At 71.0% G+C, this 20682-nt stretch carries 22 protein-coding genes; 19 read left to right on the forward strand and 3 right to left on the reverse strand.

What is annotated here, in order from left to right; genetic code table 11:
* The first annotated feature begins 134 nt into the window (after positions 1-134).
* From D7W82_RS06795 to D7W82_RS06885, 19 genes are read left to right on the forward strand one after another with little or no spacing between them, the layout of a single operon-like run.
* Positions 135-875, forward strand: coding sequence for a beta-ketoacyl synthase chain length factor (locus D7W82_RS06795; RefSeq protein ID WP_233587347.1), 741 nt, complete (start codon positions 135-137; stop codon positions 873-875).
* Entirely contained in the window at positions 868-1647 is a 780-nt protein-coding gene (locus D7W82_RS06800) for a 1-acyl-sn-glycerol-3-phosphate acyltransferase (RefSeq protein WP_120617543.1), read from the forward strand. Before D7W82_RS06795 ends, D7W82_RS06800 begins: the two co-directional genes overlap by 8 nt.
* Positions 1634-1897, forward strand: a complete 264-nt coding sequence (locus tag D7W82_RS06805; protein WP_014398640.1) for a phosphopantetheine-binding protein — start codon at positions 1634-1636, stop codon at positions 1895-1897. The genes D7W82_RS06800 and D7W82_RS06805 overlap by 14 nt, the downstream gene beginning before the upstream one ends.
* A 36-nt stretch (positions 1898-1933) precedes the next feature.
* Positions 1934-2194, forward strand: a complete 261-nt coding sequence (locus tag D7W82_RS06810; protein WP_120563604.1) for an acyl carrier protein — start codon at positions 1934-1936, stop codon at positions 2192-2194.
* Positions 2191-2742, forward strand: a complete 552-nt coding sequence (locus D7W82_RS06815) for a hypothetical protein (RefSeq protein WP_120617544.1) — start codon at positions 2191-2193, stop codon at positions 2740-2742. Before D7W82_RS06810 ends, D7W82_RS06815 begins: the two co-directional genes overlap by 4 nt.
* Complete coding sequence (locus tag D7W82_RS06820) at positions 2735-4444, forward strand: AMP-binding protein (RefSeq protein ID WP_120617545.1); 1710 nt, start codon at positions 2735-2737, stop codon at positions 4442-4444. The genes D7W82_RS06815 and D7W82_RS06820 overlap by 8 nt, the downstream gene beginning before the upstream one ends.
* Entirely contained in the window at positions 4441-5178 is a 738-nt protein-coding gene (locus tag D7W82_RS06825; RefSeq protein ID WP_120617546.1) for a glycosyltransferase family 2 protein, read from the forward strand. The genes D7W82_RS06820 and D7W82_RS06825 overlap by 4 nt, the downstream gene beginning before the upstream one ends.
* Positions 5175-6122, forward strand: coding sequence for an acyltransferase (locus D7W82_RS06830; protein WP_120617547.1), 948 nt, complete (start codon positions 5175-5177; stop codon positions 6120-6122). The genes D7W82_RS06825 and D7W82_RS06830 overlap by 4 nt, the downstream gene beginning before the upstream one ends.
* Positions 6094-7653, forward strand: coding sequence for a histidine ammonia-lyase (hutH, locus tag D7W82_RS06835; protein WP_120617548.1), 1560 nt, complete (start codon positions 6094-6096; stop codon positions 7651-7653). Before D7W82_RS06830 ends, hutH begins: the two co-directional genes overlap by 29 nt.
* Positions 7643-8062 carry a thioesterase family protein gene (locus D7W82_RS06840; protein ID WP_120617549.1) on the forward strand — a complete coding sequence of 140 codons (420 nt, stop codon included), beginning with the start codon at positions 7643-7645 and terminating at the stop codon, positions 8060-8062. The genes hutH and D7W82_RS06840 overlap by 11 nt, the downstream gene beginning before the upstream one ends.
* A complete protein-coding gene (locus D7W82_RS06845; protein ID WP_120617550.1) occupies positions 8059-8667 on the forward strand; it encodes an outer membrane lipoprotein carrier protein LolA in 609 nt (202 codons plus the stop codon). The genes D7W82_RS06840 and D7W82_RS06845 overlap by 4 nt, the downstream gene beginning before the upstream one ends.
* Entirely contained in the window at positions 8657-10954 is a 2298-nt protein-coding gene (locus D7W82_RS06850) for an MMPL family transporter (protein ID WP_120617551.1), read from the forward strand. The genes D7W82_RS06845 and D7W82_RS06850 overlap by 11 nt, the downstream gene beginning before the upstream one ends.
* Positions 10951-12180 carry an NAD(P)/FAD-dependent oxidoreductase gene (locus D7W82_RS06855; protein WP_120617552.1) on the forward strand — a complete coding sequence of 410 codons (1230 nt, stop codon included), beginning with the start codon at positions 10951-10953 and terminating at the stop codon, positions 12178-12180. The genes D7W82_RS06850 and D7W82_RS06855 overlap by 4 nt, the downstream gene beginning before the upstream one ends.
* On the forward strand, positions 12168-12737 hold the full coding sequence (locus D7W82_RS06860; protein ID WP_120617553.1) for a DUF3261 domain-containing protein: 570 nt from the start codon (positions 12168-12170) through the stop codon (positions 12735-12737). Before D7W82_RS06855 ends, D7W82_RS06860 begins: the two co-directional genes overlap by 13 nt.
* Positions 12738-12743: 6 nt before the next feature.
* On the forward strand, positions 12744-13925 hold the full coding sequence (locus D7W82_RS06865) for a beta-ketoacyl-ACP synthase (protein WP_120617554.1): 1182 nt from the start codon (positions 12744-12746) through the stop codon (positions 13923-13925).
* Positions 13922-14389 carry a hotdog family protein gene (locus D7W82_RS06870; RefSeq protein WP_120617555.1) on the forward strand — a complete coding sequence of 156 codons (468 nt, stop codon included), beginning with the start codon at positions 13922-13924 and terminating at the stop codon, positions 14387-14389. Before D7W82_RS06865 ends, D7W82_RS06870 begins: the two co-directional genes overlap by 4 nt.
* Complete coding sequence (fabG, locus tag D7W82_RS06875) at positions 14382-15113, forward strand: 3-oxoacyl-ACP reductase FabG (RefSeq protein WP_120617556.1); 732 nt, start codon at positions 14382-14384, stop codon at positions 15111-15113. Before D7W82_RS06870 ends, fabG begins: the two co-directional genes overlap by 8 nt.
* Positions 15110-16348 (forward strand): beta-ketoacyl-ACP synthase, encoded by a 1239-nt coding sequence (locus tag D7W82_RS06880; RefSeq protein WP_120617557.1) that lies wholly within the window; start codon positions 15110-15112, stop codon positions 16346-16348. Before fabG ends, D7W82_RS06880 begins: the two co-directional genes overlap by 4 nt.
* Before the next feature lie 17 nt (positions 16349-16365).
* The gene (locus tag D7W82_RS06885) at positions 16366-16797 is read left to right on the forward strand and encodes an excinuclease ATPase subunit (protein ID WP_120617558.1); all 432 of its coding nucleotides are present in this window, start codon (positions 16366-16368) and stop codon (positions 16795-16797) included.
* Positions 16798-16826: 29 nt separating this feature from the next.
* On the opposite strand, the gene D7W82_RS06890 is transcribed toward D7W82_RS06885, so the two are convergent.
* The 3 genes from D7W82_RS06890 to D7W82_RS06900 all read right to left on the reverse strand — a co-directional run bounded on the left by D7W82_RS06890 (position 16827) and on the right by D7W82_RS06900 (position 20362).
* Positions 16827-18434: a hypothetical protein gene (locus D7W82_RS06890; RefSeq protein ID WP_120617559.1), complete on the reverse strand. Its 1608-nt coding sequence runs from the start codon at positions 18432-18434 to the stop codon at positions 16827-16829.
* A 90-nt stretch (positions 18435-18524) separates the two neighbouring features.
* Positions 18525-20063, reverse strand: coding sequence for a CocE/NonD family hydrolase (locus D7W82_RS06895; RefSeq protein ID WP_233587348.1), 1539 nt, complete (start codon positions 20061-20063; stop codon positions 18525-18527).
* A 146-nt stretch (positions 20064-20209) separates the two neighbouring features.
* Complete coding sequence (locus D7W82_RS06900) at positions 20210-20362, reverse strand: hypothetical protein (RefSeq protein ID WP_233587349.1); 153 nt, start codon at positions 20360-20362, stop codon at positions 20210-20212.
* Positions 20363-20682 lie beyond the last annotated feature (320 nt).

The following is a 20682-nucleotide window of genomic DNA, read 5'->3' on the forward strand; positions in this document are numbered from 1 at the left end:
ACCGCAGGGCAGGCGGCAGGGCAGGCTCCCGGCGCCCGGGCCGCTCGGGCCGCTCGGGCCAGGGGCCCAATTGTCACCCTGTGAATGGTTTGGTAAAGGTTGTCTTTGAGGGCGATTGGGGCCTCTCCGTCACGATGGTGGGATTCTCCGTACAGCGCTGGGCCGCCTGGGCCCCCGGACTCGTCCATCCTGCTTCCTGGGAAACGTGGCTCGCGACCCCGCATCCGCTCCCCGCGGAAGGCACGCCCGCACTCGCGGCGATGCCCGCGATGATGCGCCGCCGGGTGGACCGGCTGGGCCGCATCGCGTTGCAGGCGGCCTATGACGCGCACGTGGACGCGCCGGACGCGCCCGTCATCTTCGCATCGCGTCATGGAGACCTGGGCCGCTCGGTGGAGCTGCTCACGCAGCTGGCGCGCTCGGAGCCGCTGTCGCCCACCTCCTTCAGCCTGTCGGTGCACAACGCCATCGGCGCGCTCTACTCCATCGCGCGCGGGGACACGTCCGCCTACGCCGCCATCGCCGCGGGCGAGGAGACGGTGGAGGCCGCCTTCACGGAGGCCCGCGGCCTGCTGTCCGACGGCGTCCCCCGGGTGATGGTCGTCGTCTACGACGAGCCCGTGCCCACGCCGTGGGAACACTTCTCCCGGGATGTGGCGTTTCCCCACGCATGGGCCTGCCTCCTCTCCGCCAGCACGGGCGCGGACGCCATCCACCTGGACTGCGCGGACAGCGCCCCGGACTCGCCCGCCGCGCCGTTGGATGCGGCGGAGCTCCCGGCGGACCTGCGCGCCCTGCGCTTCCTCGTCTCCGGCGCCTCGCGGTGGGAGCACGCGACGGGCGGCCGGTGCTGGCGGTGGGCGCGCCATGCTTGAGAAGCTCGACCGGCCGTGGCGCATCTTCGCCACCGGGTTGTCCTTCGCCACCTTCGGGCTGGGGGGGCTGGCGCTGCGGCTCATCTACTTCCCGCTGCTCATGCTCTTCGTGCGCGAACCGAAGCGGCAGCAGCGGCTGGCGCGGCTCGCTGTGCACTACACGTTCCGCTTCTTCGTCGGCTACATGCGCGCGCTGGGCGTGCTGCGCTACGAGCTGCGAGGCGTGGAGAAGCTGTCGCGCTCCGGGCTGCTCATCCTGGCCAACCACCCGTCGCTCATCGACGTGGTGTTCCTCATCTCGCTGGTCCCCAACGCGGACTGCGTGGTGAAGGCGAGCCTGGCGAACAACCCGTTCATGCGCGGCCCCATCCGGGCGACGCGCTACCTGTGCAACGACTCCGGGCCCGGGCTCATCCAGGACTGCATCGCGTCCGTGAAGGCCGGCAACAACCTCATCATCTTCCCGGAGGGCTCGCGCACGCCGCTGGATGGGACCATGCAGTTGCAGCGCGGCGCCGCCAACATCGCGGTGCGCGGCCCCTGCGACATCACGCCGGTCATCATCCACTGCGCGCCGCGGGGCCTCACCAAGGGCATGCCCTGGTGGAAGGTGCCGGAGCGGCCCATGCACTACGTCATCCGCGTGGAGGACGACATCCACGTGCCGGCCCAGGACGCGGACGCGGGCGAGGCGGCGAAGGCCGCGCGCCAGCTCACCACCCGTTTGCACGACCATTTCTCCAGGGGGAGCCAGGAACATGTTGGAGCTTGAGCAGGAAATAAAGCGGCTGGTCATCGACACGTTGAACCTCGAGGACCTCAAGCCGGACGACATCGATCCGGCGGCGCCGCTGTTCGTCGAAGGGCTGGGGCTGGACTCCATCGACGCCCTCGAGCTCGGCCTCGCGTTGCAGAAGTCCTATGGCGTCGTGCTGGCGAGCGACTCCAAGGAGAATCGCCGTCACTTCGCCAGTGTTCGGGCGCTCGCGGACTTCGTCAGCACCCACCGCACCCGTTCCTAGGCAGCCCCCTTCAAAACCAAAGCGAGGAGTCACCCCATGACCAAGCACGAGCTGTTCGAGCGCCTGAGCGCCATCCTCCAGGAAACCTTCGACATCGAGCCGTCCCGCATCGTCCCGGAGGCGCGGCTGCACGACGACCTCGACATCGACAGCATTGACGCCATCGACCTGCTGGTGCGCCTGAAGCCGGTGACGGGCCAGCGCGTTCCGCCGGAGGTCTTCCGCTCCGTGCGCACCATCCAGGACGTGGTGGACGCGCTGTACGGTCTGCTCGGCAGCGACTCCGCCGCGGCGTGAAACGTCTGCGTCCGGTGCTGTTGGGGCTCTTGAGCCTCGCCTACCCGCCGCTCGTCTATCTGGGCCTGGGCCACTTCGAGCCCCGCTGGATGGCGCTGCCCCTGGCGGCCATGGCGGTGGTGCGCGCGGTGGCCACGCGGGAGAAGATGTGGCTCGCGGCCGCGGTGGGCGCGCTGGTGCTCGCGGGCTCCAGCATGCTGGGCAACAACGCCCTGCCCCTGAAGCTCTACCCGGTGCTGGTGAACGCGGTGCTCCTCACCGTATTCCTCACCAGCCTGGTGTATCCGCCCAGCGTGATTGAGCGGCTGGCGCGGCTTCGGGAGAAGGACCTGCCGCCGTCGGGCGTGGCCTACACGCGCCGGGTGACGCAGGTGTGGTGCGGCTTCTTCGTCTTCAACGGCGCGCTCGCGCTCACCACGGCGCTCTTCGCGAGCGACGCGGCCTGGGCGCTCTACAACGGCCTCATCGCCTACGGCCTCATGGGCCTGCTGTTCGCGGGCGAATGGGTGGTGCGGCAGCGGGTGCGCGCACGGCACGCCCATGGTTGAGCCGCTCGCGCTCGAAACCCTCCTCGTCCACGGCCGTCCCGCCGGGCACCCCGTGGCCCGGAGCGAGGACGGCGTGCGGGACTTCGGTGCGTTCCGCGCCCGGGTCGCCGGCTGGCGCTCCGCCTTCGCGGCGCACGGCGGCCAGCGCTACGCCCTCTTCACCGAGGACACCTTCGAGTTCGCCGCCGCGCTGCTGGGCGCCTGGCACGCGGGCGTGTGCATCTACCTGCCCGCGGACGCGCGCCCCGCCACGCTGGACGCGCTGAAGGCCCACGTGGACGGCTTCGCGGGCCGGGCCCCCCAGGGCCAGGGGCCGCTCGCGCCCGCGGTGAACGAGGATGGCACCGCCGCCGCGCTCCAGCCGCTGTCGCCCCAGCTCGCCGCGCTGGTCGTCTACACGTCGGGCTCCAGCGGGGAGCCCACCGCCATCCCCAAGCGCCTGTCGCAGCTGTCCAGCGAGGTGGCCACGCTGGGCCGGCTGTTCGACGAGGCCGTAGGGGACGTGCCGGTGTTGGCCACCGTGTCGCACCAGCACATCTACGGCCTGCTGTTCAGGGTGCTGTGGCCGCTGACGTCCGGCCGCCCGTTCGACGCGCACGCCCTGCCCTATCCGGAGGACATCCTGGCCGCGCTCCAGGCCGGCCCCTCCTTGCTGGTGGCGAGCCCCGCGCACCTGAAGCGGCTGCCGGCCACGCTGGACTGGGCGGCCGTGCGCGGGAACCTGCGCGGGCTGTTCTCCTCCGGCGGGCCGCTCACCCCCGAAGCGCTCCAGGCCTGCCGCGACCTCCTGGGCCGGGCGCCGGTGGAGGTGTACGGCAGCTCGGAGACGGGCGGCGTCGCGTGGCGCCGGCGCGACACGGACGACAGCGCTTCCTGGCGCACGATGCCGGGCGTGGAGGTCCGCGCGGACGAGGACGCGCTGTCGGTCCGCTCCCCGCACCTGGACCTGCCTGAAGGCGGGTGGTTCACCACGGAGGACCGCGCGCGGCCCGTGCCCGGCGGCTTCGAGCTGTTGGGCCGCCGCGACCGGCTGCTCAAGCTGGAGGAGAAGCGCGTGTCGCTCTCCGCCATGGAGCGCACGCTGGTGGCCGGGGGCCTGTTGCGCGAGGCCCGGGTGCTGCCCCTCACCGAAGGGCACCGGGTCATCCTGGCGGTGGTGGGGGTGCCGGACGCGGAAGGCTGGCGGCTCCAGGAGTCGGGGGGCAGGCGGTCCCTGAGCCAGGCGCTGCGCGAGAAGCTGGCCCCGCATTTCGAGTCCAGTGCCTTGCCGCGCCGGTTCCGGTATCTGGAGGCCATGCCGGTCAACTCCCAGGGCAAATCCACCGAGGCGGCGCTCGCCGCGCTCTTCGACCCGAAGCGTCCCCCGTTCCGCGTGCTGGAGCGCTCCGAGGAGCGCGTGCTGCTGGCGGTGGAGGTCCCCGCGAACTCGCCCTACTTCGAGGGGCATTTCCCGGGCTCGCCCATCCTGCCCGGCGTCGTGCAGGTGGAGTGGTCACTGCTCCTGGGGCGCGAGCACTTCGCGCTTCCGCCGGACTTCCTCCGCATCGAGACGCTGAAGTTCCAGCAGGTCATTCCACCCGGCACGCAGCTGTCGCTGGAGCTCACCTGGGCGAAGGATTCCGGGCGGCTGGGGTTCAAGTTGACGTCGGCCGCGGGCTCGCACGCCAGCGGCCGCATCGTGTTGGGGGGAGGGGCAGGATGAAGGTCTGCGCGGTGATTCCGGTCTACAACCACGGCGAGGCCGTGGGCGCGGTGGTGAAGGCCGTCCGCGGCCACGGGCTGCCCTGCGTGCTGGTGGACGACGGCAGCGAGCCCGGCTGCGCGGCGGTGCTGGACAGCCTGGCGCGCGAGGACAGCGAGCACGTGGAGGTGGTCCGCCTGCCCCAGAACGAGGGCAAGGGCGGCGCGATGATGGCGGGCCTGCGCGCGGCCCTCGCCCGGGGCTACAGCCACGCGCTCCAAATCGACGCGGACGGCCAGCACAACGCCAACGACATCCCGCGCTTCCTGGCGCTGGCGGAGGCGCAGCCGGACATGCTGGTGTGCGGCACGCCCGTCTATGACGAGTCCGTGCCCAAGGGCCGGCTGTACGGCCGCTACGCCACGCACATCTGGGTGTGGATCAACACGCTGTCGTTCGCCATCCGCGATTCCATGTGCGGCTTCCGCGTGTATCCGCTGCAACCCACCGTGGCGCTCATCGACTCGGTGAGGATTGGCAAGCGGATGGACTTCGACGTGGAGGTGCTGGTGCGCCTGTTCTGGCGCGGCATGCGCATCCTCAACCAGCCCACCCAGGTGCGCTACCCCACCGACGGCATCTCCCACTTCGACGTGCTCTGGGACAACGTGCGCATCTCCGGCATGCACGCCCGGCTCTTCTTCGGGATGCTGGGCCGGCTGCCGGTGCTGCTCTGGCGCAAGGTGGCGAAATGAAGTCCCGCCACTGGGCGGAGATGGGGGAGACCACCTTCGTGGCCGGCATCTGGATCCTCTACTGGATCCACCGCTTGCTGGGCCGTTGGCCCTTCCGCGTCTGCCTCTACCCGGTGGTGCTGGTGAACTGGCTCAGGCGCCCGGCGCTGCGTCAGGCGTCGCGCCAGTACCTGGAGCGGATGCAGACCGCCACGGGGGCCCTGGGGCACACGCCCCACTGGCGCGACAGCGTGCGCCACGTGCTGATGTTCGCGGAGACCATGCTGGACAAGCTGCTGGCGGTGAGCGGGCGCTACCGCTTCGAGAGCGTCCGCACCGAGGGCCGCGAGGAGTTCTACGAGGTGGCGAAGTCCGGCAGGGGCGGCGTCATCGTCACCGCGCACATGGGCTGCCTGGAACTGTGCCGCACCATGGCGGAGCGCCGGGGCGAGGTGAAGCTCAACATCCTGGTGCACACGCGGCACGCGGAGCAGTTCAACCGCCTGCTCAAGCGGCTCAACCCGGAGAACGGCTTCCAGCTGATGGAGGTCACGGACATGGGCCCCGCCACCGCGGTCGCGCTGAACGAGCGCGTGGAGGCCGGCGAGTTCGTGGTCATCGCGGGCGACCGCATCCCGGTGAATGCCAGCCAGACCGTGCGCGTCGACTTCCTCGGCCACCCGGCGCCATTTCCGGTGGGCCCCTACGTGCTGGCGGCGCTGCTCAAGTGTCCGCTCTACCTGCTGGGCTGCATCCATGAGGGCGACAGCTACACCATCCACTTCGAGCGCCTCTTCGAGCGCGTCGTGCTGCCCCGGGGCAAGCGCGAGCAGGCGCTCACCGACTGCGCCCAGCACTACGCAGGCCGGGTGACGGCGCTCCTCCAGCGCGCACCCTACGACTGGTTCAACTTCTTTCCCTTCTGGGATCAGGTGAATGTCTCCGCGAAGCCCCCCACTTTCTGACACCCCGGTCCGCTTCGACGGCGGGCGGCTGACGCTCGAGGACGTGGGCGCCCTGTCGCGCCGCGAGCGCCCCGCGGAGCTGGGCACGGCCCCCGCCTTCCGCCAGCGCATCGCCAAGGGCGCCGCGTTCCTGGACCGGCTGCTGGCGGAGGACGGCGTCATCTACGGCGTCACCACCGGCTACGGCGACTCCGTCACGGTGTCCATCCCGCCCGCGCTCATCGCGGAGCTGCCGCACCACCTCTACACGTACCACGGCATCGGCGCGGGCCGTTTCCTCACCCCGGAGGAGACGCGCGCGGTGCTGGCCACGCGGCTGGCGTCGCTGTCGCAGGGTTTCTCCGGCGTGGGCGTGCCGCTGCTCACCCAGTTGGAGCTCTTGCTCCAGCACGACGTGCTGCCCCTGATTCCGGCGGAGGGCTCCGTGGGCGCGTCCGGCGACCTGACGCCCCTGTCCTACGTGGCGGCGGTGCTCTGCGGCGAGCGCGACGTGTGGCACCGGGGCGAGCGCAAGCCCGCGGCGCAGGTGCTGAAGGAGCTGGGCATCGCGCCCCTCAAGCTGCGGCCGAAGGAAGGCCTGGCCATCATGAACGGCACCGCCGTGATGACGGCCCTGGCGTGCCTGGCGTGGGAGCGGGCGGAGTACCTGTCGCGGCTCGCCACGCGGCTCACGGCGTTCAACGTGCTGGCGAGCGCCGGCAACGCGCACCACTTCGACGAGACGCTCTTCGCGGCGAAGCCCCACGCGGGCCAGCAGCGGGTCGCGGCCCGCCTGCGCGCGGACCTGGTCACGGACCGGCCGCCGCGCAACGAGCAGCGGCTCCAGGACCGGTACTCGCTGCGGTGCGCGCCGCACGTCATCGGCGTGCTGGAGGACGCGCTGCCGTACTTCCGCACGCTCATCGAGAACGAGCTGAACAGCGCCAACGACAACCCGCTCATCGACCCGGACGGCGAGCGGGTGCTGCACGGCGGCCACTTCTACGGTGGCCACATCGCCTTCGCCATGGACGGGCTGAAGAACGCGGTGGCCAACGTGGCGGACCTGTTGGACCGCCAGCTGGCGCTCCTGGTGGATCCGCGCTTCAACCACGGGCTGCCCGCGAACCTCTCCGCGTCCACCGGCGCCCGCGCGGCCATCAACCACGGCCTCAAGGCGGCGCAGATCAGCGTCTCCGCGTGGACCGCGGAGGCGCTGAAGCAGACCATGCCCGCGTCCGTCTTCTCCCGCTCCACCGAGTGCCACAACCAGGACAAGGTGAGCATGGGCACCATCGCCGCGCGCGACTGCCTGCGCGTGCTGGAGCTGACGGAGCAGGTGGCCGCGGCCATGCTCATCGCCGCGCGCCAGGGCGTCACCCTGCGCCAGCGGCTGGACGCGGACGCGAAGCCCGGCCCCGCGATGGCGGCGATGCACGCGGATTTGGAAGCGCGCATCCCCTTGCTGGTGGAGGACCGGGCGCTGGACGGTGAGCTGCAGGGCCTCATCACCGCCATCCGCCGTCGGGAGTGGAGCCTGCATGAAGCCTGACCTGAGCTGCGAGCTGGAGATCGACCCGGCCTTCCACGACCTCGACATGATGGAGATCGTCTGGCACGGGCACTACGTGAAGTACCTGGAACTGGCGCGCGCCGTCATCCTGCGCAAGCACGACTACGACTGGCCGCAGATGCGCGAGTCCGGGTACGGCTGGCCGGTGGTGGAGATGAAGCTCAAGTACGTCTCCCCCATCTCCTACAAGCAGCGCATCATCGTGCGCGCCGAAATCACCGAGTGGGAGAACCGGCTGCGCTTCGACTACCTGCTGCGCGACGCGAACACCGGCCGCAAGGTGAACCAGGCCCACACCATCCAGGTCGCGGTGTCATTGAAGACAGGCGAGATGGAATACGTCTGCCCGGAAGTCCTCTGGAAGAAGCTGGGAGTGTGGCCGGGATGAAGCCCTTCCTCGTGTTGATGCTGTCGCTGCTGTCCGTGAGCGCCCACGCCGCGGACCTGGTGAAGGACGTGCGCGCGCGCCTGGTGGACGCGCCGCTGGTGCGCGGTCAGTTCGAACAGAAGAAGACCGTGGCGGGCTTCAAGAAGCCGCTGGTGTCCAAGGGGGACTTCCTCCTCGCGCGCGACCAGGGCGTGCTCTGGAACACGCGCACGCCGTTCGCCTCCACGCTGACGCTCACGCGCAAGTCGCTGAGCGCGCAGCAGGCCACGGGCGGCGCGGCGTACCACCTGGACTCCACCAAGGAGCCCGCGCTGGCGGCGGTGAACGAGCTGCTCTTCGCGCTCCTGTCCGGCGACGTCGCGGCGCTCCAGAAGCGCTTCACGGTGGCGGGCGAGCTGGTGGGCGACAAGGGCTGGAAGCTGGAGCTGACGCCCACGGACGCGGGGCTCGCGCGCGTCTTCAAGCACATCCGCCTGGAGGGTGACGGGTACGTGCGCCAGGTGCAGCTGGACGAGACGCGCGGCGACAGCAGCGTCATCACGTTCGAGCAGCTCACGCGGACGCCTCCCCCCGACGCCACGGAAGCGGAACGCCTTGGCAAATAAGCTGGCCATCCTGTGGGCGCTGGTGGTGCTCGCCGTGGGCGTGCACCAGGTCCGGTTCTGGCGCTCCGCGAGCCTGGACACGGACGTGCTCGCGCTCCTGCCGGAGGACGAGCAGGCGCCGGAGGTGGACGCCGCCACGCGCAAGCTCGCGGACGAAGCCGGCCGGCAGGTGGTGCTGTTGGTGGGCGCCAACGACTGGCCCTCCGCGCAGAAGGCCGCGGACGAGGCCACGCGCGTGCTCACGGAGGCCTCCGACCTGCTGGAGCCGGCGGTGGTGGACACCTCCGCGCTGGAACAGGCGGTGGACTTCTACCGTCCCTATCGCGACCGGCTGCTCACGCCCGCGCAGCGCCAGTGGCTGTCGCGCGCGACGCCGGAGGAGCTGGGCGGCACGGCGCTGATGAAGCTGTACCAGCCCGCGGGCGCGCGGCTGACGGACTGGAACGCGGATCCGCTGGGCCTGTGGCAGGACTGGTGGCAGGCCCGCGCGGCGGAGACGTCCGCCCGGCCCCGCGACGGACGGATGTGGCTGTCCGGCGAGGGGCGCGAGTGGGTGCTCCTCATGTGGAAGAGCAAGGTGTCCGCCTTCGCGCTGGGGGACGGCTCGCGCGTCACCGCCACGGTGGAGCGGGCGCGCTCGCGGGTGGAGGCGGCGGTGCCCGGCGGGCGGCTGGTGGCCGCGGGCGTGCCGCTGTACGCGGAGGCCGCCGCAGCGCAGGCGAGCTGGGAGATGTCCACCATCGGCTTCGGGTCGCTGGCGGCGGTGCTCCTCCTGGTATGGCTCACCTTCCGCTCGCTGCGGCCCATCCTGCTCGTGGGCGTGTCGCTCACGCTGGGCTGCGCGGTGGCGCTCTCCGTCACCGCGCTCATGTTCGACCGGGTGCACCTGCTCACGCTCGTCTTCGGCTCCAGCCTGGTGGGCGTGGCGGAGGACTACGGCTTCCACTACTTCGCCGCGCGCCAGGGCAAGGCCCCGTCGGAGCGCGGTCCGGTGATGCGCGCGCTGTTGCCCGGCATGGTGCTCGCGCTCGTCACCAGCGTGGTGGCGTACCTGGCGCTGGGCGTCGCGCCCTTCCCGGGCCTGCGGCAGATGGCGGTGTTCTCCGCCGCTGGACTGACCGCCGCGTTCCTCACCGTGGTGTGCTGGTTCCCCTCGCTGGACACGGGCGCCCTGCCCGTCACCTCCTTCTCCGAGCGCTTCTCCTCGTCCATCACCCGCTGGCCGCGCGTCGCGTCCACGCCGGCCTGGTGGGGGACCGGCGCGGTCCTCACGGTGCTCGTCGCCGTGGGCATCTGGAAGCTGGAGCCCCGGGACGACCTGCGCCAGCTGCAGGGCGCGCCCGCGAACCTCATCGCGGATCAGCGGGAGCTGGGGCGCCTGTTGGGGCTGCCCAGCCCGGCGCAGTTCTTCCTGGTACAGGGTGACAGCGACGACCAGGTGCTCGCGCGCGAGGCCGCGCTGAAGACGAAGCTGGACGCGCTGGTTTCGGAGAAGGTGTTCGCGGGCTACCGCGCCGTGTCCGACTGGCTCCCGTCCGAAGCGCAGCAGCGCGAGGACGCGGCCCTGAGCGCCCGCGCGGAGGCCCAGGCGGTCGCCGCCGTCAGCGAATCCACGGGTGAGGCCCCCACGCGCGCCGCGTTCTCCCCGGAGCCGCTCACGCTCCAGCACTTCCTGTCCGGCCCCGCCGCGGCGGCCATCCGGCAGCAGTGGCTGGGAACGCTCGGCCAGGCGCAATACAGCGTCCTCATGCTGCGCGGCCTCAACGACCCCACGGTGCTGCCCCGGCTGGAAGAGGTGGCCCAGGGCCTGGAGGGCGTCCGCTGGGTGGACAAGACGGCGGAGATCTCAGGCCTGCTCAGCCGCTACCGCCGCATCATGGGAGGGCTCATCGCCGCGGGCTACGTCGCGGTGCTGCTCACGCTGGTGGCGCGCTTCGGCCGCCAGGCGTGGCGCGCGTGGATTCCCTCCGTGCTGGGCACGCTGCTGACGCTCGCCATCTTCGGATGGGTGGGCGCGCCGCTGCAGCTCTTCACCGTGCTCGGGCTGGTACTGCTGCTGGGCATGGGCGTGGACTACGGCATCTTCCTCCTGGAGCACCCCGGTGACGGCTCCGCGTGGCTCGCGGTGGCGCTGGCCGGCGTGAGCACGCTCCTCTCCTTCGGGCTGTTGGGCCTCTCCGCCACGCCCGCGCTGCGCTCCTTCGGCCTCGCCATGCTGCTGGGTGAGGTCACCATCTGGATCCTCACCCCTTGTTTCCGACTTCCACCCGGGAAAGCCACACATTGAAAACTGAATCGGCGGACATCCTCATCATCGGCGCGGGCCCTGCGGGCTCCGTCGCGGCGGGCCTCCTTCGCAAGCAGGGCCGTGACGTCCTCGTGCTGGAGCGTGAGCAGTTCCCGCGCTTCTCCATTGGCGAGAGCCTGCTGCCGCAGAGCATGGAGTACATCCAGGAGGCCGGCTTCCTCCAGGACGTGGTGGAGGCGGGCTTCCAGTTCAAGAACGGCGCCGCGTTCGAGCGTGGCGGGCGGTACACGGACTTCGACTTCCGCGACAAGTTCAGCCCCGGCTGGGGCACCACCTACCAGGTGCAGCGCGCCCGCTTCGATCAGCTCCTGGCCCAGGCCGCGGAGAAGAAGGGCGCCACCGTGCGCTTCCGCCACGAGGTGCTGACCGTGGACTTCTCCAGCGGGCAGCCGGTGGTGACGGCGCGCTCCCCCGAAGGCGAGACGTACCAGGTGAAGGCGCGCTTCCTCCTGGACGCGAGCGGCTTCGGCCGCGTGCTGCCGCGCATGTTGAACCTGGAGACCCCGTCCAACTTCCCCGTGCGCGGCGCCATCTTCACGCACGTGGTGGACAACGTTCCGCTCGGCACCTTCGACCGGAACAAGATCCGCGTCACGACGCACCCGGAGCACGTGGACGTCTGGTACTGGACCATCCCCTTCTCCGACGGCCGCTGCTCTCTGGGCGTGGTCGCGAAGAAGGAGTTCCTGGACCAGTACACCGGCACGGACACGGAGCGGCTCCAGGCCATCGTGAAGGAGGCGCCGGCGCTGCGGAACCTCCTGAAGGACGCCGTCTGGGACACGCCCGCGCGCAAGCTCACCGGCTACGCGGCCAACGTGAAGTCGCTGTGGGGCCCGGGCTTCGCGCTCCTGGGCAACGCGGGCGAGTTCCTGGACCCCGTGTTCTCCTCGGGCGTCACCATCGCCTTCAAGTCCGCGAGCCTCGCGTCGGCCTGCATCGCCCGGGAGTTCGCGGGGGAGCAGGTGGACTGGGAGAAGGACTACGCGAAGCCGCTCAAGGCGGGCGTGGACACCTTCCGCACCTTCGTGGAGTCCTGGTACGAGGGCGGCTTCCAGAACGTCATCTTCCACCCGAACCCGTCGGAGGACGTGCGCCGGATGATCTCCGCCATCCTCGCGGGCTACGCGTGGGACAAGAACAACCCCTACGTGGCGGACAGCAAGCGGCGCCTGACCGTCCTCGAGGCGCTGTGCGCGGCGTAGTCACCGCCCTGCTCGTCGCGGGGCTGGTGGCCTGCGCCACCCCGCCCCGGCCCCGGCCCGCCGCTCCTGGCGAGCCGTTGCCGGAGCTGCGCCTGGCCCCCGCCGCCCTCGGGGCGTCCGTGAGCCTGGCGCAGCAGCTCGTGTTCGCGCACGAGCAGGACCCCGGAGGCCCCCGCTCCCTGGAGGCCCTCCTGGAGGTGGACCCGGCCCGGATGCAGCTGGCCGGGCTGGCCATGGGACACCGCATCCTCACCCTGCGCTGGGATGGCAGCCGCCTGGACGAGGAGCGGGACCCCCGCGTGCCCGCCCAGTTCAACTCCGCCCTGGTGCTGCGGGACGTGCAGCTCGTCTACTGGCCGGCCGACGCCGTGCGCGCCGCCCTGCCCGCCGGCTGGACGCTGGAGGACGGGCCGGGACAGCGGACCCTGTCGAAGAACGGCAGGGAATGGGTGACGGTGCGCTACGATGGAACACCGCGCTGGGATGGGCGCACGCAGCTCACCAACCACTCCGAGCACTACCAGCTCACCATCGAATCGCACGTCGCGGACGAGTGACACCCCATGCCTCCTCCTGTCTTCCTCAACCAGCTGGGCCTCGTCTGCGCATTGGGCTCCGGGAAGCAGGAGGTGGCCCGGGCGCTGTTCGCGGACACCGTCTCCGGTGTCGCTTCGCATGCCGGGTACGCGGACCGCCCGCTGCACCTGGGAGTCGTCACCTCCCCGCTCGCGGCGCAGGACGCCCTGCCCCCTTCGCAGCACAGCCGCAACAACGCGCTGCTGCTCACCGCGCTGGAGCAGGTGCGCGCCGAGATTGACGCCGCCATCGCCCGCTTCGGCCCCGGGCGCGTGGCGGTGGTGCTGGGCACCAGCACGTCCGGCGTTGGTGAAGGAGAGGCGGCCATCGCCGGCCACCTGGCCACGGGCGAGCTGCCGCCCCGCTTCCACTTGCAGCAGCAGGAGCTGGGCGCTCCGGCGCTGGCGCTCGCGCACGTGCTGGGCACGCGGGGCCCCGCCTACGTCATCTCCACCGCGTGCTCCTCCAGCGCCAAGGCCCTGGCCAGCGCGGCGCGGATGCTGCGCTCGGGCAGCGTGGACGCGGTGCTGACGGGCGGCGTGGATTCGCTGTGCCGCTTCACCGTGGCGGGCTTCCGCTCACTGGACTCCGTGAGCGAGGAGCGCTGCAACCCGATGAGCGCCCACCGCCACGGCATCAACATCGGAGAAGCGGCGGCGCTGTTCCTGATGACGCGCGAGCCGGGACCGGTGCGCCTGTCCGGCTGGGGCGAGTCCTCCGACGCGCACCACATCTCCGCGCCGGAGCCCGGCGGCAAGGGCGCCATGGCCGCCATCCAGGAGGCCCTGAAGCGCGCGGGGCTTTCGCCGGAGCAGGTGGACTACGTGAACCTGCACGGCACCGCCACGCCGCAGAACGACGCCATGGAGACCCGCGCGGTGCACGCGCTGCTGGGGCCGGATGTGAAGGCCAGCTCCACCAAGCCGCTCACCGGCCACACGCTGGGGGCCGCGGGCGCGCTGGAGGCGGCCTTCGCGTTCCTCACGCTGGTGGACAACCCGCACGGCAGGCTGCCCGGGCACTTCTGGGACGGGGCCGTGGACTCCGCGCTGCCGGCGCTTTCGCTGGTGAAGCCGGGCGAGGCGCTGGGGCGCCCGGTGAAGAGCGTGCTGAGCAACTCGTTCGCCTTCGGGGGCAGCAACGCCGCCCTCGTGCTGGAGCGCGCATGATGCGCATCGTGATTGATCAGCCCGTCGAGGAGCTCGTGCCCCACCAGGGGCGCATGCGGCTGCTCGACCGCGTCCTGGAAGGCGACGCGGACTCGCTGCTCGCGGAGGTCACCGTGCGCGAGGACAGCCTCTTCTACGCGGACGGCGTCGTGGGCGGCTGGGTGGGCATCGAGTACATGGCGCAGGCCGTGGCCGCGTGGGCCGGGTGGCATGCGCGCAAGCGCGGCGGCACGCCCCGGGTGGGCTTCCTGTTGGGCACGCGCCGCTACGAGTGCAGCCGCCCCACCTTCAATCTGGGCGAAACCCTGCGCATCGAGGTCCACCGCCAGTTCTCCGCGGACAACGGGCTGGGCCAGTTCGACTGCACCCTGCGCATCGGGACGGAGCAGGTGGCCACGGCGGCGCTGACGGTCTACGAGCCGCAACCGGGGCAGGACCTGGGAAGGGGCAACACAGATGGGTGACAAGACGGTGCTGGTGACGGGCTCCAGCCGGGGCATCGGCCGCGCCATCGCGCTGCGCCTGGCCCGCGACGGCTACGACGTCGTGGTGCACTGCCGCAGCAAGCGCGAGGAGGCGGACGCGGTGGCCGCCCAGGTCCGTGAGGCGGGCCGCGAGTCGCGCGTGCTCCAGTTCGACGTGGCGGACCGCGCTGCAACACAGGCCGCGCTGCTCGCGGATGTGGAAGCCCACGGCTGTTACTACGGCGTGGTGTGCAACGCGGGCATCGCTCGCGACAACGCCTTCCCCGCGATGACGGCGGAGGAGTGGGACGGCGTCATCCACACCAACCTGGACGCCTTCTACAACGTGCTCAACCCGCTCACGATGCCCCTGGTGCGCCGCAGGAAGCCGGGCCGCATCGTCACGCTGTCGTCCGTGTCCGGGCTCATGGGCAACCGGGGCCAGGTGAACTACAGCGCCGCCAAGGCGGGCATCATCGGCGCGACGAAGGCGCTGGCGGTGGAGCTGGCCAAGCGCGACATCACCGTCAACTGCGTGGCGCCGGGCCTCATCGACACGGAGATGGTGCCTCCGGAGGTCCTGGAGGAGGCGCTGAAGATCATTCCCGCCCGCCGGATGGGCAGGCCCGAGGAGGTCGCCGCCGCGGTGGCCTTCCTCATGTCGGAAGAAGCGGGCTACATCACGCGGCAGGTGATTTCGGTGAACGGGGGGATGATCGGATGAAGCGCGTAGTCGTCACCGGAGTCGGTGCGCTGAGCCCCCTGGGCCATGACTGGAAGACGGTCGAGGCGGCGCTGCGTGCGCGCCAGAACGCCGTCCAGGTGATGGAGCCCTGGAAGGCCTACGAGGGCCTCAACACGCGGCTGGGCGCGCCCGCCCTTCCCTTCGAGCTGCCGCCGTCCGCGTACTCGCGCAAGACGACGCGCACCATGGGCCGCGTGGCGCTGATGGCGACGCGGGCCAGCGAGCTGGCGCTCCAGGACGCGGGCCTGCTGGGCAGCCCGCTGGTGAAGAGCGGGAAGATGGGCATCGCCTACGGCTCCTCCGCGGGGACGCCGGAGAACATGGGCGACTTCGGGAAGATGATCACCCACAAGACGACGGAGGGCATCACCGCGACGACGTACCTGCGGATGATGTCCCATACGGCGGCGGTGAACATCGGCGTCTTCTTCGGCGTCACCGGGCGCATCATCACCACGTCCAGCGCGTGCACGTCCGGCAGCCAGGGCATCGGCTACGCGTATGAGGCCATCAAGCTGGGCCGCCAGGTGGCGATGCTCGCGGGCGGCGCGGAGGAACTGGACGCCACGGGCGCGGCGGTGTTCGACACCCTCTTCGCCACCAGCACGAAGCACAACGAAGCGCCGCACCAGTCCCCCCGCCCCTTCCACGCCGAGCGCGACGGGCTGGTGCTGGGTGAAGGCGCTTGCACGCTGGTGCTGGAGGAGCTGGAGCACGCGAAGGCGCGCGGCGCCACCATCCACGCGGAGCTCCTGGGGTACGGCACCAACAGCGACGGCCGCCACGTGACGCAGCCCAACGCGGACACCATGGCGGAGGCCATGCGGCTGGCGCTGGAGGACGCGGGCGTGCCGGCGTCCTCCATCCCCTACGTCAACGCGCACGGCACGGCGACGGACACGGGCGACGTGGCGGAGAGCGCGGCGACGAAGACCGTCTTCGGGGAGAAGGTCGCCATCTCCAGCCTCAAGAGCTACATGGGCCACACGCTGGGGGCCTGCGGCGCGCTGGAGGCGTGGATGACCATCCAGATGATGCGCTCGGACTGGTTCGCGCCCACGCTGCACCTGACGGCGGACTCCGTGGACCCGAAGTGCGCGCCCCTGGACTATGTCGTGGGCGAGGGACGTGCTTTGCAGACGGACCTGGTGATGAGCAACAACTTCGCCTTCGGCGGCATCAACACCTCGTTGATCTTCCGCCGCTGGCCTTGATGCCTGGAGACACCGCCATGAAGAAAGCCCTCCTGTTGCTGGCCCTGACCGCCGCGAGCCCCGCCCTGGCGCGCGACACCGTGACGAAGGTGAAGCTGGCGGACGTGATGGCCCTGCCCGAGGCCAAGCAGAAGCTGGACGGCTCGGTGAAGTTCTTCATGGACGGCGCGAAGACGCCCAAGGTGCTCAAGACGCTGGGCAGCGACACCTCGAACAAGAAGACCAACGGCGTGGGCAAGTCGGACGACTACGCCTGCAAGTGGGCCGCCCTCTCCGCGCTCATCGCCCTGCAGGACGGCGCGAAGAAGAACGGCGCCAACGCGGTGGTCAACATCGTGAGCTACTACAAGAAGGTGGAGTTCAAGAGCGCCACCGAGATCGAGTGCCACGCCGGCAGCTTCGTCACCGGCGTCGCGCTCAAGGGCGACTACGCCACCATCGCCAAGTAGTCCCGGAGGCTGCTTCCGCGCGGCGGGTCCTACCGTCGCGCGGGCACCTCGATGCGGCAGACGCTCCCGGGCGCCAGGCGCCGCGAGCGCATCCAGGCCTCCAGGTCCCGGTCGATGCGCGCCGAGGCCTCCGCGTCGAAGCGGCGGTTGTCCTGGAGCCTCCACCCCTGCGGGTAGTTGCCCGAGTAGCCGTTCACCGTGGGCACGCCGTGCTCGCCGGACGCCCAGACGGCATCCAGCTGATACTTCCACTCCTGGGCCTCGCCGGACGTCGGCGCGTAGAAGAAGGCCGCGCAGCCGGGTGCGATGCGCGCGGCCACCGCCTCCACGTCCGCGCGCGCCTCGTGCCGGTCATAGGCGGGGCTGTTGAGCCCCTGCTCCAGCAGGCACAGCGCGCCCAGGCCCACCGCCAGCGCCGCGCGTCCGGACTCCCACTGCCGCTGGAGGTACAGGGCCAGACCCACGGCCGCGGGCACCAGCAGCCACATGCCGATGCGGGCCAGGGCCCGGATGGCCGCCGCGCCGGGCACGCCGTGGAAGACGAGCCACCAGGGCGTGTGGCCGCCGGTGTAGCGCGACGCGAGCACCACGGTGGCCACCGCCACGACGAGCAGCAGTCGCACCGCGGGGCGCGAGCGCGCCTGCCACAGGCCGATTCCCGCGAGCACCGGGGTGACGAAGCCGAAGCCCAGGCGGTGCTCCCACGCCACCGGCATGCGCTGGAACTTGGAGAAGCTGTTCGTCCACCCGTACAGCCAGCTGTCCTGGCCCACGAAGAACCAGCTCCAGAAGCGCGGCACCATGGGTGCGACCTCCGCGAAGGTGCGCAGCCCCACCGTACCAATGGCCTGACGCGAGTGCAGGACGAGCGGCGCGAGCAGCGCCAGCCCCAACACTCCGAAGCCCGCGAGCGCCGGGAGGTGGCGGCGCAGCGCCGTCAGCAGCGGACCGCGCGTGTCCCGGAAGGCGAGCCCGGCGAGGAACGCCAGCAGCAGGAAGAAGAAGAGGAACCAGCCCCAGTAGAAGCCCGCGTAGAGCTGGGCCACGAAAGCGCCCACCAGCAGCGCGGACCAGCCCATCCCCCGCCGCCGGTCCGTCTCCGGCCGCGTCAGCGCGATGACCGCGCCCACGGCGAGGAGCGCGAAGAACTGCCCTTCCAGCTGCGGGTGGTTGAGCTGGTTGATGCGCGGCGCGCCGGCCGTGAAGAGCACCGCGCCCACCACGGAGGGAAAGACGCGCAGGCCAAAGCCTCGCCGCAGCAGCCACACCGCCGCGGCGTAGTTGAGCGCCGCCATGGTGAGCGACCACGCCTGCCATGACAGGTCCGCGCCCAGGCCCAGCGCGCGCCACACCCAGTAGAACGGGGCCACGCCCAGGAGCACGTCGGAGTACGCCGCGACGTTGAGCTCCGGGAAGAACATCGGCGGGTCCCAGAAGCGCGCGTGCGCCGGGTCGCCGGTCACGAAGCGCCAGCCGTGCTCCAGGACGTAGTGGTTGAAGCGCACGTCGCCCTCGTCCCCCTGCACCAGGCGCAGCCCGGACAGGATGGCGGGATGGTGCGACAGCAACAGGGCCAGCACGCCGCCAGCGAGGACGAGCAGGGCGGCGCGGGTGCGTTCCGAGACGGCGGTTCCCATGGACGCCGAGAGCGTTAACACACCGGGCACGCCCGCTGGAACGACGGAGGGCGACCGACAAGCGCCCTTCCGTCCCCGTCACGCGGAGCTTCAGCGCGTCGGCAGGTCCAACCAGGACGGCCCGCCGAGCGACAGCGTCGCGCCGGTGGTGTTGGCGTCCAGGTAGAGCGGGTCCTCCGTGTCCACGACGAGCGCCACCCGGTGCAGCACGGGGACGTCATACGCGGTGGCGGGGAACGTCAGGTCCAGGTCCAACGGCACGCCCGGCGTCGCGTTCTTCCACGTGAGGGGCACGTGCGTGATGAGCCCGCCGTAGTCGCCCAGCAGGTCGTACAGGTACGCGACCACGGTGCCCGACGAGGTGGAGGGCGTGACGCGCAGGCGCAGTGTGGCCGAGCCCCGGATGGAGATGCCGCTCAGCGTGGTGGATGACGTCCAGACGCCCGCGTTGAGGCGGTTGACGCCCGGCAGCCAGACCACGGGCGGAATACCCGTCAATGCCTGGAGCCCGTTGGTCAGCAGCGCCACGCCCGCGTCGGCGCTCGTATCGAAGCCGGACCAGACGGTCCGCGAGCCGCTCGAGGACGGCGAGCCGCCCAGGGTGCCGGTGCCATCCAGGACGCGGATGGCGCCCAGCCCCAGGCGCTGCGTGCCCGTGGCCACCTGGGCCCACGACGCATAGCCCTCCGTGTCGCCGTCATAGGTGCGCAGCACCACGGGCGCCTCGCGGGAGATGCCGGTGTCCACGCCCGCGACGTACTGGTCCATCCAGCGCGTCACGCTGGTCCAGACGCCGTTGGGCAGGCCCAACAGGCCCGTGGCCTCCACGACGGCGTGGTCGCCCGGCGCGAACTCCAGCCGCTTGGGGCCCGCGAGCTGGCCGTAGAACGACACGAGCTGGTTGGGCGGGAAGAGGCTGTCGCCGTACGCATTGGCCATCAGGATGGCGGGCTTGTTCGCGTTGATGCGCTGGATGTACGTGGCCGCCGAGCGCACGCGGCCCCAGGCCTTGATGGACTCGATGTTCCGGTTGGCGAAGTAGTCGTTGATGGTCGTGCTCAGCTCCGGGCTCGGCCGGCCCAGCAGGGTCGCCGCGAGGTTCAGGAGCGCCACCGCCTGCGGACGCCGCGTCTCTCCGCCGAACAGCGACGCCACCAGGTCCGACCAGCCGGAGAGCGCCGCCACCGCCTTCACGCGCGAGTCGAAGCCGGAGGCGATGAGCGAGATGCCCGCGCCATACGAAACACCCGCGAGCCCGATGCGCGAGGGGTTCGCGGTCGTGTTGGCGAGCATCCAATCAATGACACGCGAGGTGTCCGCGATGTCCGCCGGCCCGGCCGTATCAATGCCACCGCCGGACGCCCAGAAGCCGCGCGGCGTATAGGACAGCGCCACGTAGCCCTTCTGCGCCATCGCGTTGGCCTGGGCCAGGTACTCCAGGTCGTTGAGTCCCCAGCTCGAGATGAAGACCACCGCCGGATGCGGACCCGGCGTCGTGGGCGCGATGCAGTTGGCCTTGAGGACGGTGCCGTCGCTCCCGGGGATGTCGACGAACCGGATGCCCGTGGTCGGCAGGGCAAAACCCGTGAGCGGCAGCAACAGCAACAACATGACCACTGGCAAACGCATGCACCACGCAGGGGGTTTCAACGTCATTGAGACACCTCGGGGGCGGCGGGTAATTGACGCGCCGCCAATATGAGATCCGTTGACTCCCGAGTCAACGCGCAGCCAGGAATAAACAGAAATCCAAACCAGGCGTGATGTTTGTCATCTCAAAGCAGCTTCTGTCCCAGCACGTCGAAGGCCTCGGTGGCGGCCGCCGCAGCGGGGCTGGCGGGGTACTCCTGCGCGAGCAGGGTCCAGCTCATCGTGTCCCGGAGCGCGCCGTCGGGTGCGACGAGCCGCTGTCTCGCGGTGGGAGTCATGGGCCCTCCGGATGGCTCAATCCCTGACCGTAATCAGAACTCAGGCCCCACGGGACACCGCACCGCGCCATCGTCCCCGGACGTCCAGAACGCAATGGCTGGGATGAAACCGCCGTTTGCGCTGTTGGGGACGCGCCCGCGTGCGCCAGAGTGCGCCACCCCGTACGGGCCACATCCAGGAGCCTCCATGACGTTCCGTTCCAGACCGCCGTTTGGCGCCGCGCGCATGACGCTCGGCGTCTGCGCTTCCGCGCTCATCACCGCGTGCGCCTCCACCGCGCCCGCGGAGAAGTCCCCGCCGGCCCAGGCCGCCGCCACCC

Source organism: Corallococcus sp. CA049B, assembly GCF_003611685.1.
In the GTDB taxonomy this organism is placed as follows: domain Bacteria; phylum Myxococcota; class Myxococcia; order Myxococcales; family Myxococcaceae; genus Corallococcus; species Corallococcus coralloides.

What these genes read in the sequence shown, in the direction of transcription:
- D7W82_RS06795 (WP_233587347.1), top strand. Translation starts at nt 135, where the DNA reads ATGGTGGGATTCTCCGTACAGCGCTGGGCCGCCTGGGCCCCCGGACTC.
- D7W82_RS06800 (WP_120617543.1), top strand. Translation starts at nt 868, where the DNA reads ATGCTTGAGAAGCTCGACCGGCCGTGGCGCATCTTCGCCACCGGGTTG.
- D7W82_RS06805 (WP_014398640.1), top strand. Translation starts at nt 1,634, where the DNA reads ATGTTGGAGCTTGAGCAGGAAATAAAGCGGCTGGTCATCGACACGTTG.
- D7W82_RS06810 (WP_120563604.1), top strand. Translation starts at nt 1,934, where the DNA reads ATGACCAAGCACGAGCTGTTCGAGCGCCTGAGCGCCATCCTCCAGGAA.
- D7W82_RS06820 (WP_120617545.1), top strand. Translation starts at nt 2,735, where the DNA reads ATGGTTGAGCCGCTCGCGCTCGAAACCCTCCTCGTCCACGGCCGTCCC.
- D7W82_RS06825 (WP_120617546.1), top strand. Translation starts at nt 4,441, where the DNA reads ATGAAGGTCTGCGCGGTGATTCCGGTCTACAACCACGGCGAGGCCGTG.
- D7W82_RS06830 (WP_120617547.1), top strand. Translation starts at nt 5,175, where the DNA reads ATGAAGTCCCGCCACTGGGCGGAGATGGGGGAGACCACCTTCGTGGCC.
- hutH (WP_120617548.1), top strand. Translation starts at nt 6,094, where the DNA reads ATGTCTCCGCGAAGCCCCCCACTTTCTGACACCCCGGTCCGCTTCGAC.
- D7W82_RS06840 (WP_120617549.1), top strand. Translation starts at nt 7,643, where the DNA reads ATGAAGCCTGACCTGAGCTGCGAGCTGGAGATCGACCCGGCCTTCCAC.
- D7W82_RS06845 (WP_120617550.1), top strand. Translation starts at nt 8,059, where the DNA reads ATGAAGCCCTTCCTCGTGTTGATGCTGTCGCTGCTGTCCGTGAGCGCC.
- D7W82_RS06865 (WP_120617554.1), top strand. Translation starts at nt 12,744, where the DNA reads ATGCCTCCTCCTGTCTTCCTCAACCAGCTGGGCCTCGTCTGCGCATTG.
- D7W82_RS06870 (WP_120617555.1), top strand. Translation starts at nt 13,922, where the DNA reads ATGATGCGCATCGTGATTGATCAGCCCGTCGAGGAGCTCGTGCCCCAC.
- fabG (WP_120617556.1), top strand. Translation starts at nt 14,382, where the DNA reads ATGGGTGACAAGACGGTGCTGGTGACGGGCTCCAGCCGGGGCATCGGC.
- D7W82_RS06880 (WP_120617557.1), top strand. Translation starts at nt 15,110, where the DNA reads ATGAAGCGCGTAGTCGTCACCGGAGTCGGTGCGCTGAGCCCCCTGGGC.
- D7W82_RS06885 (WP_120617558.1), top strand. Translation starts at nt 16,366, where the DNA reads ATGAAGAAAGCCCTCCTGTTGCTGGCCCTGACCGCCGCGAGCCCCGCC.
- D7W82_RS06890 (WP_120617559.1), bottom strand. Translation starts at nt 18,434, where the DNA reads ATGGGAACCGCCGTCTCGGAACGCACCCGCGCCGCCCTGCTCGTCCTC.
- D7W82_RS06895 (WP_233587348.1), bottom strand. Translation starts at nt 20,063, where the DNA reads ATGCGTTTGCCAGTGGTCATGTTGTTGCTGTTGCTGCCGCTCACGGGT.
- D7W82_RS06900 (WP_233587349.1), bottom strand. Translation starts at nt 20,362, where the DNA reads ATGACTCCCACCGCGAGACAGCGGCTCGTCGCACCCGACGGCGCGCTC.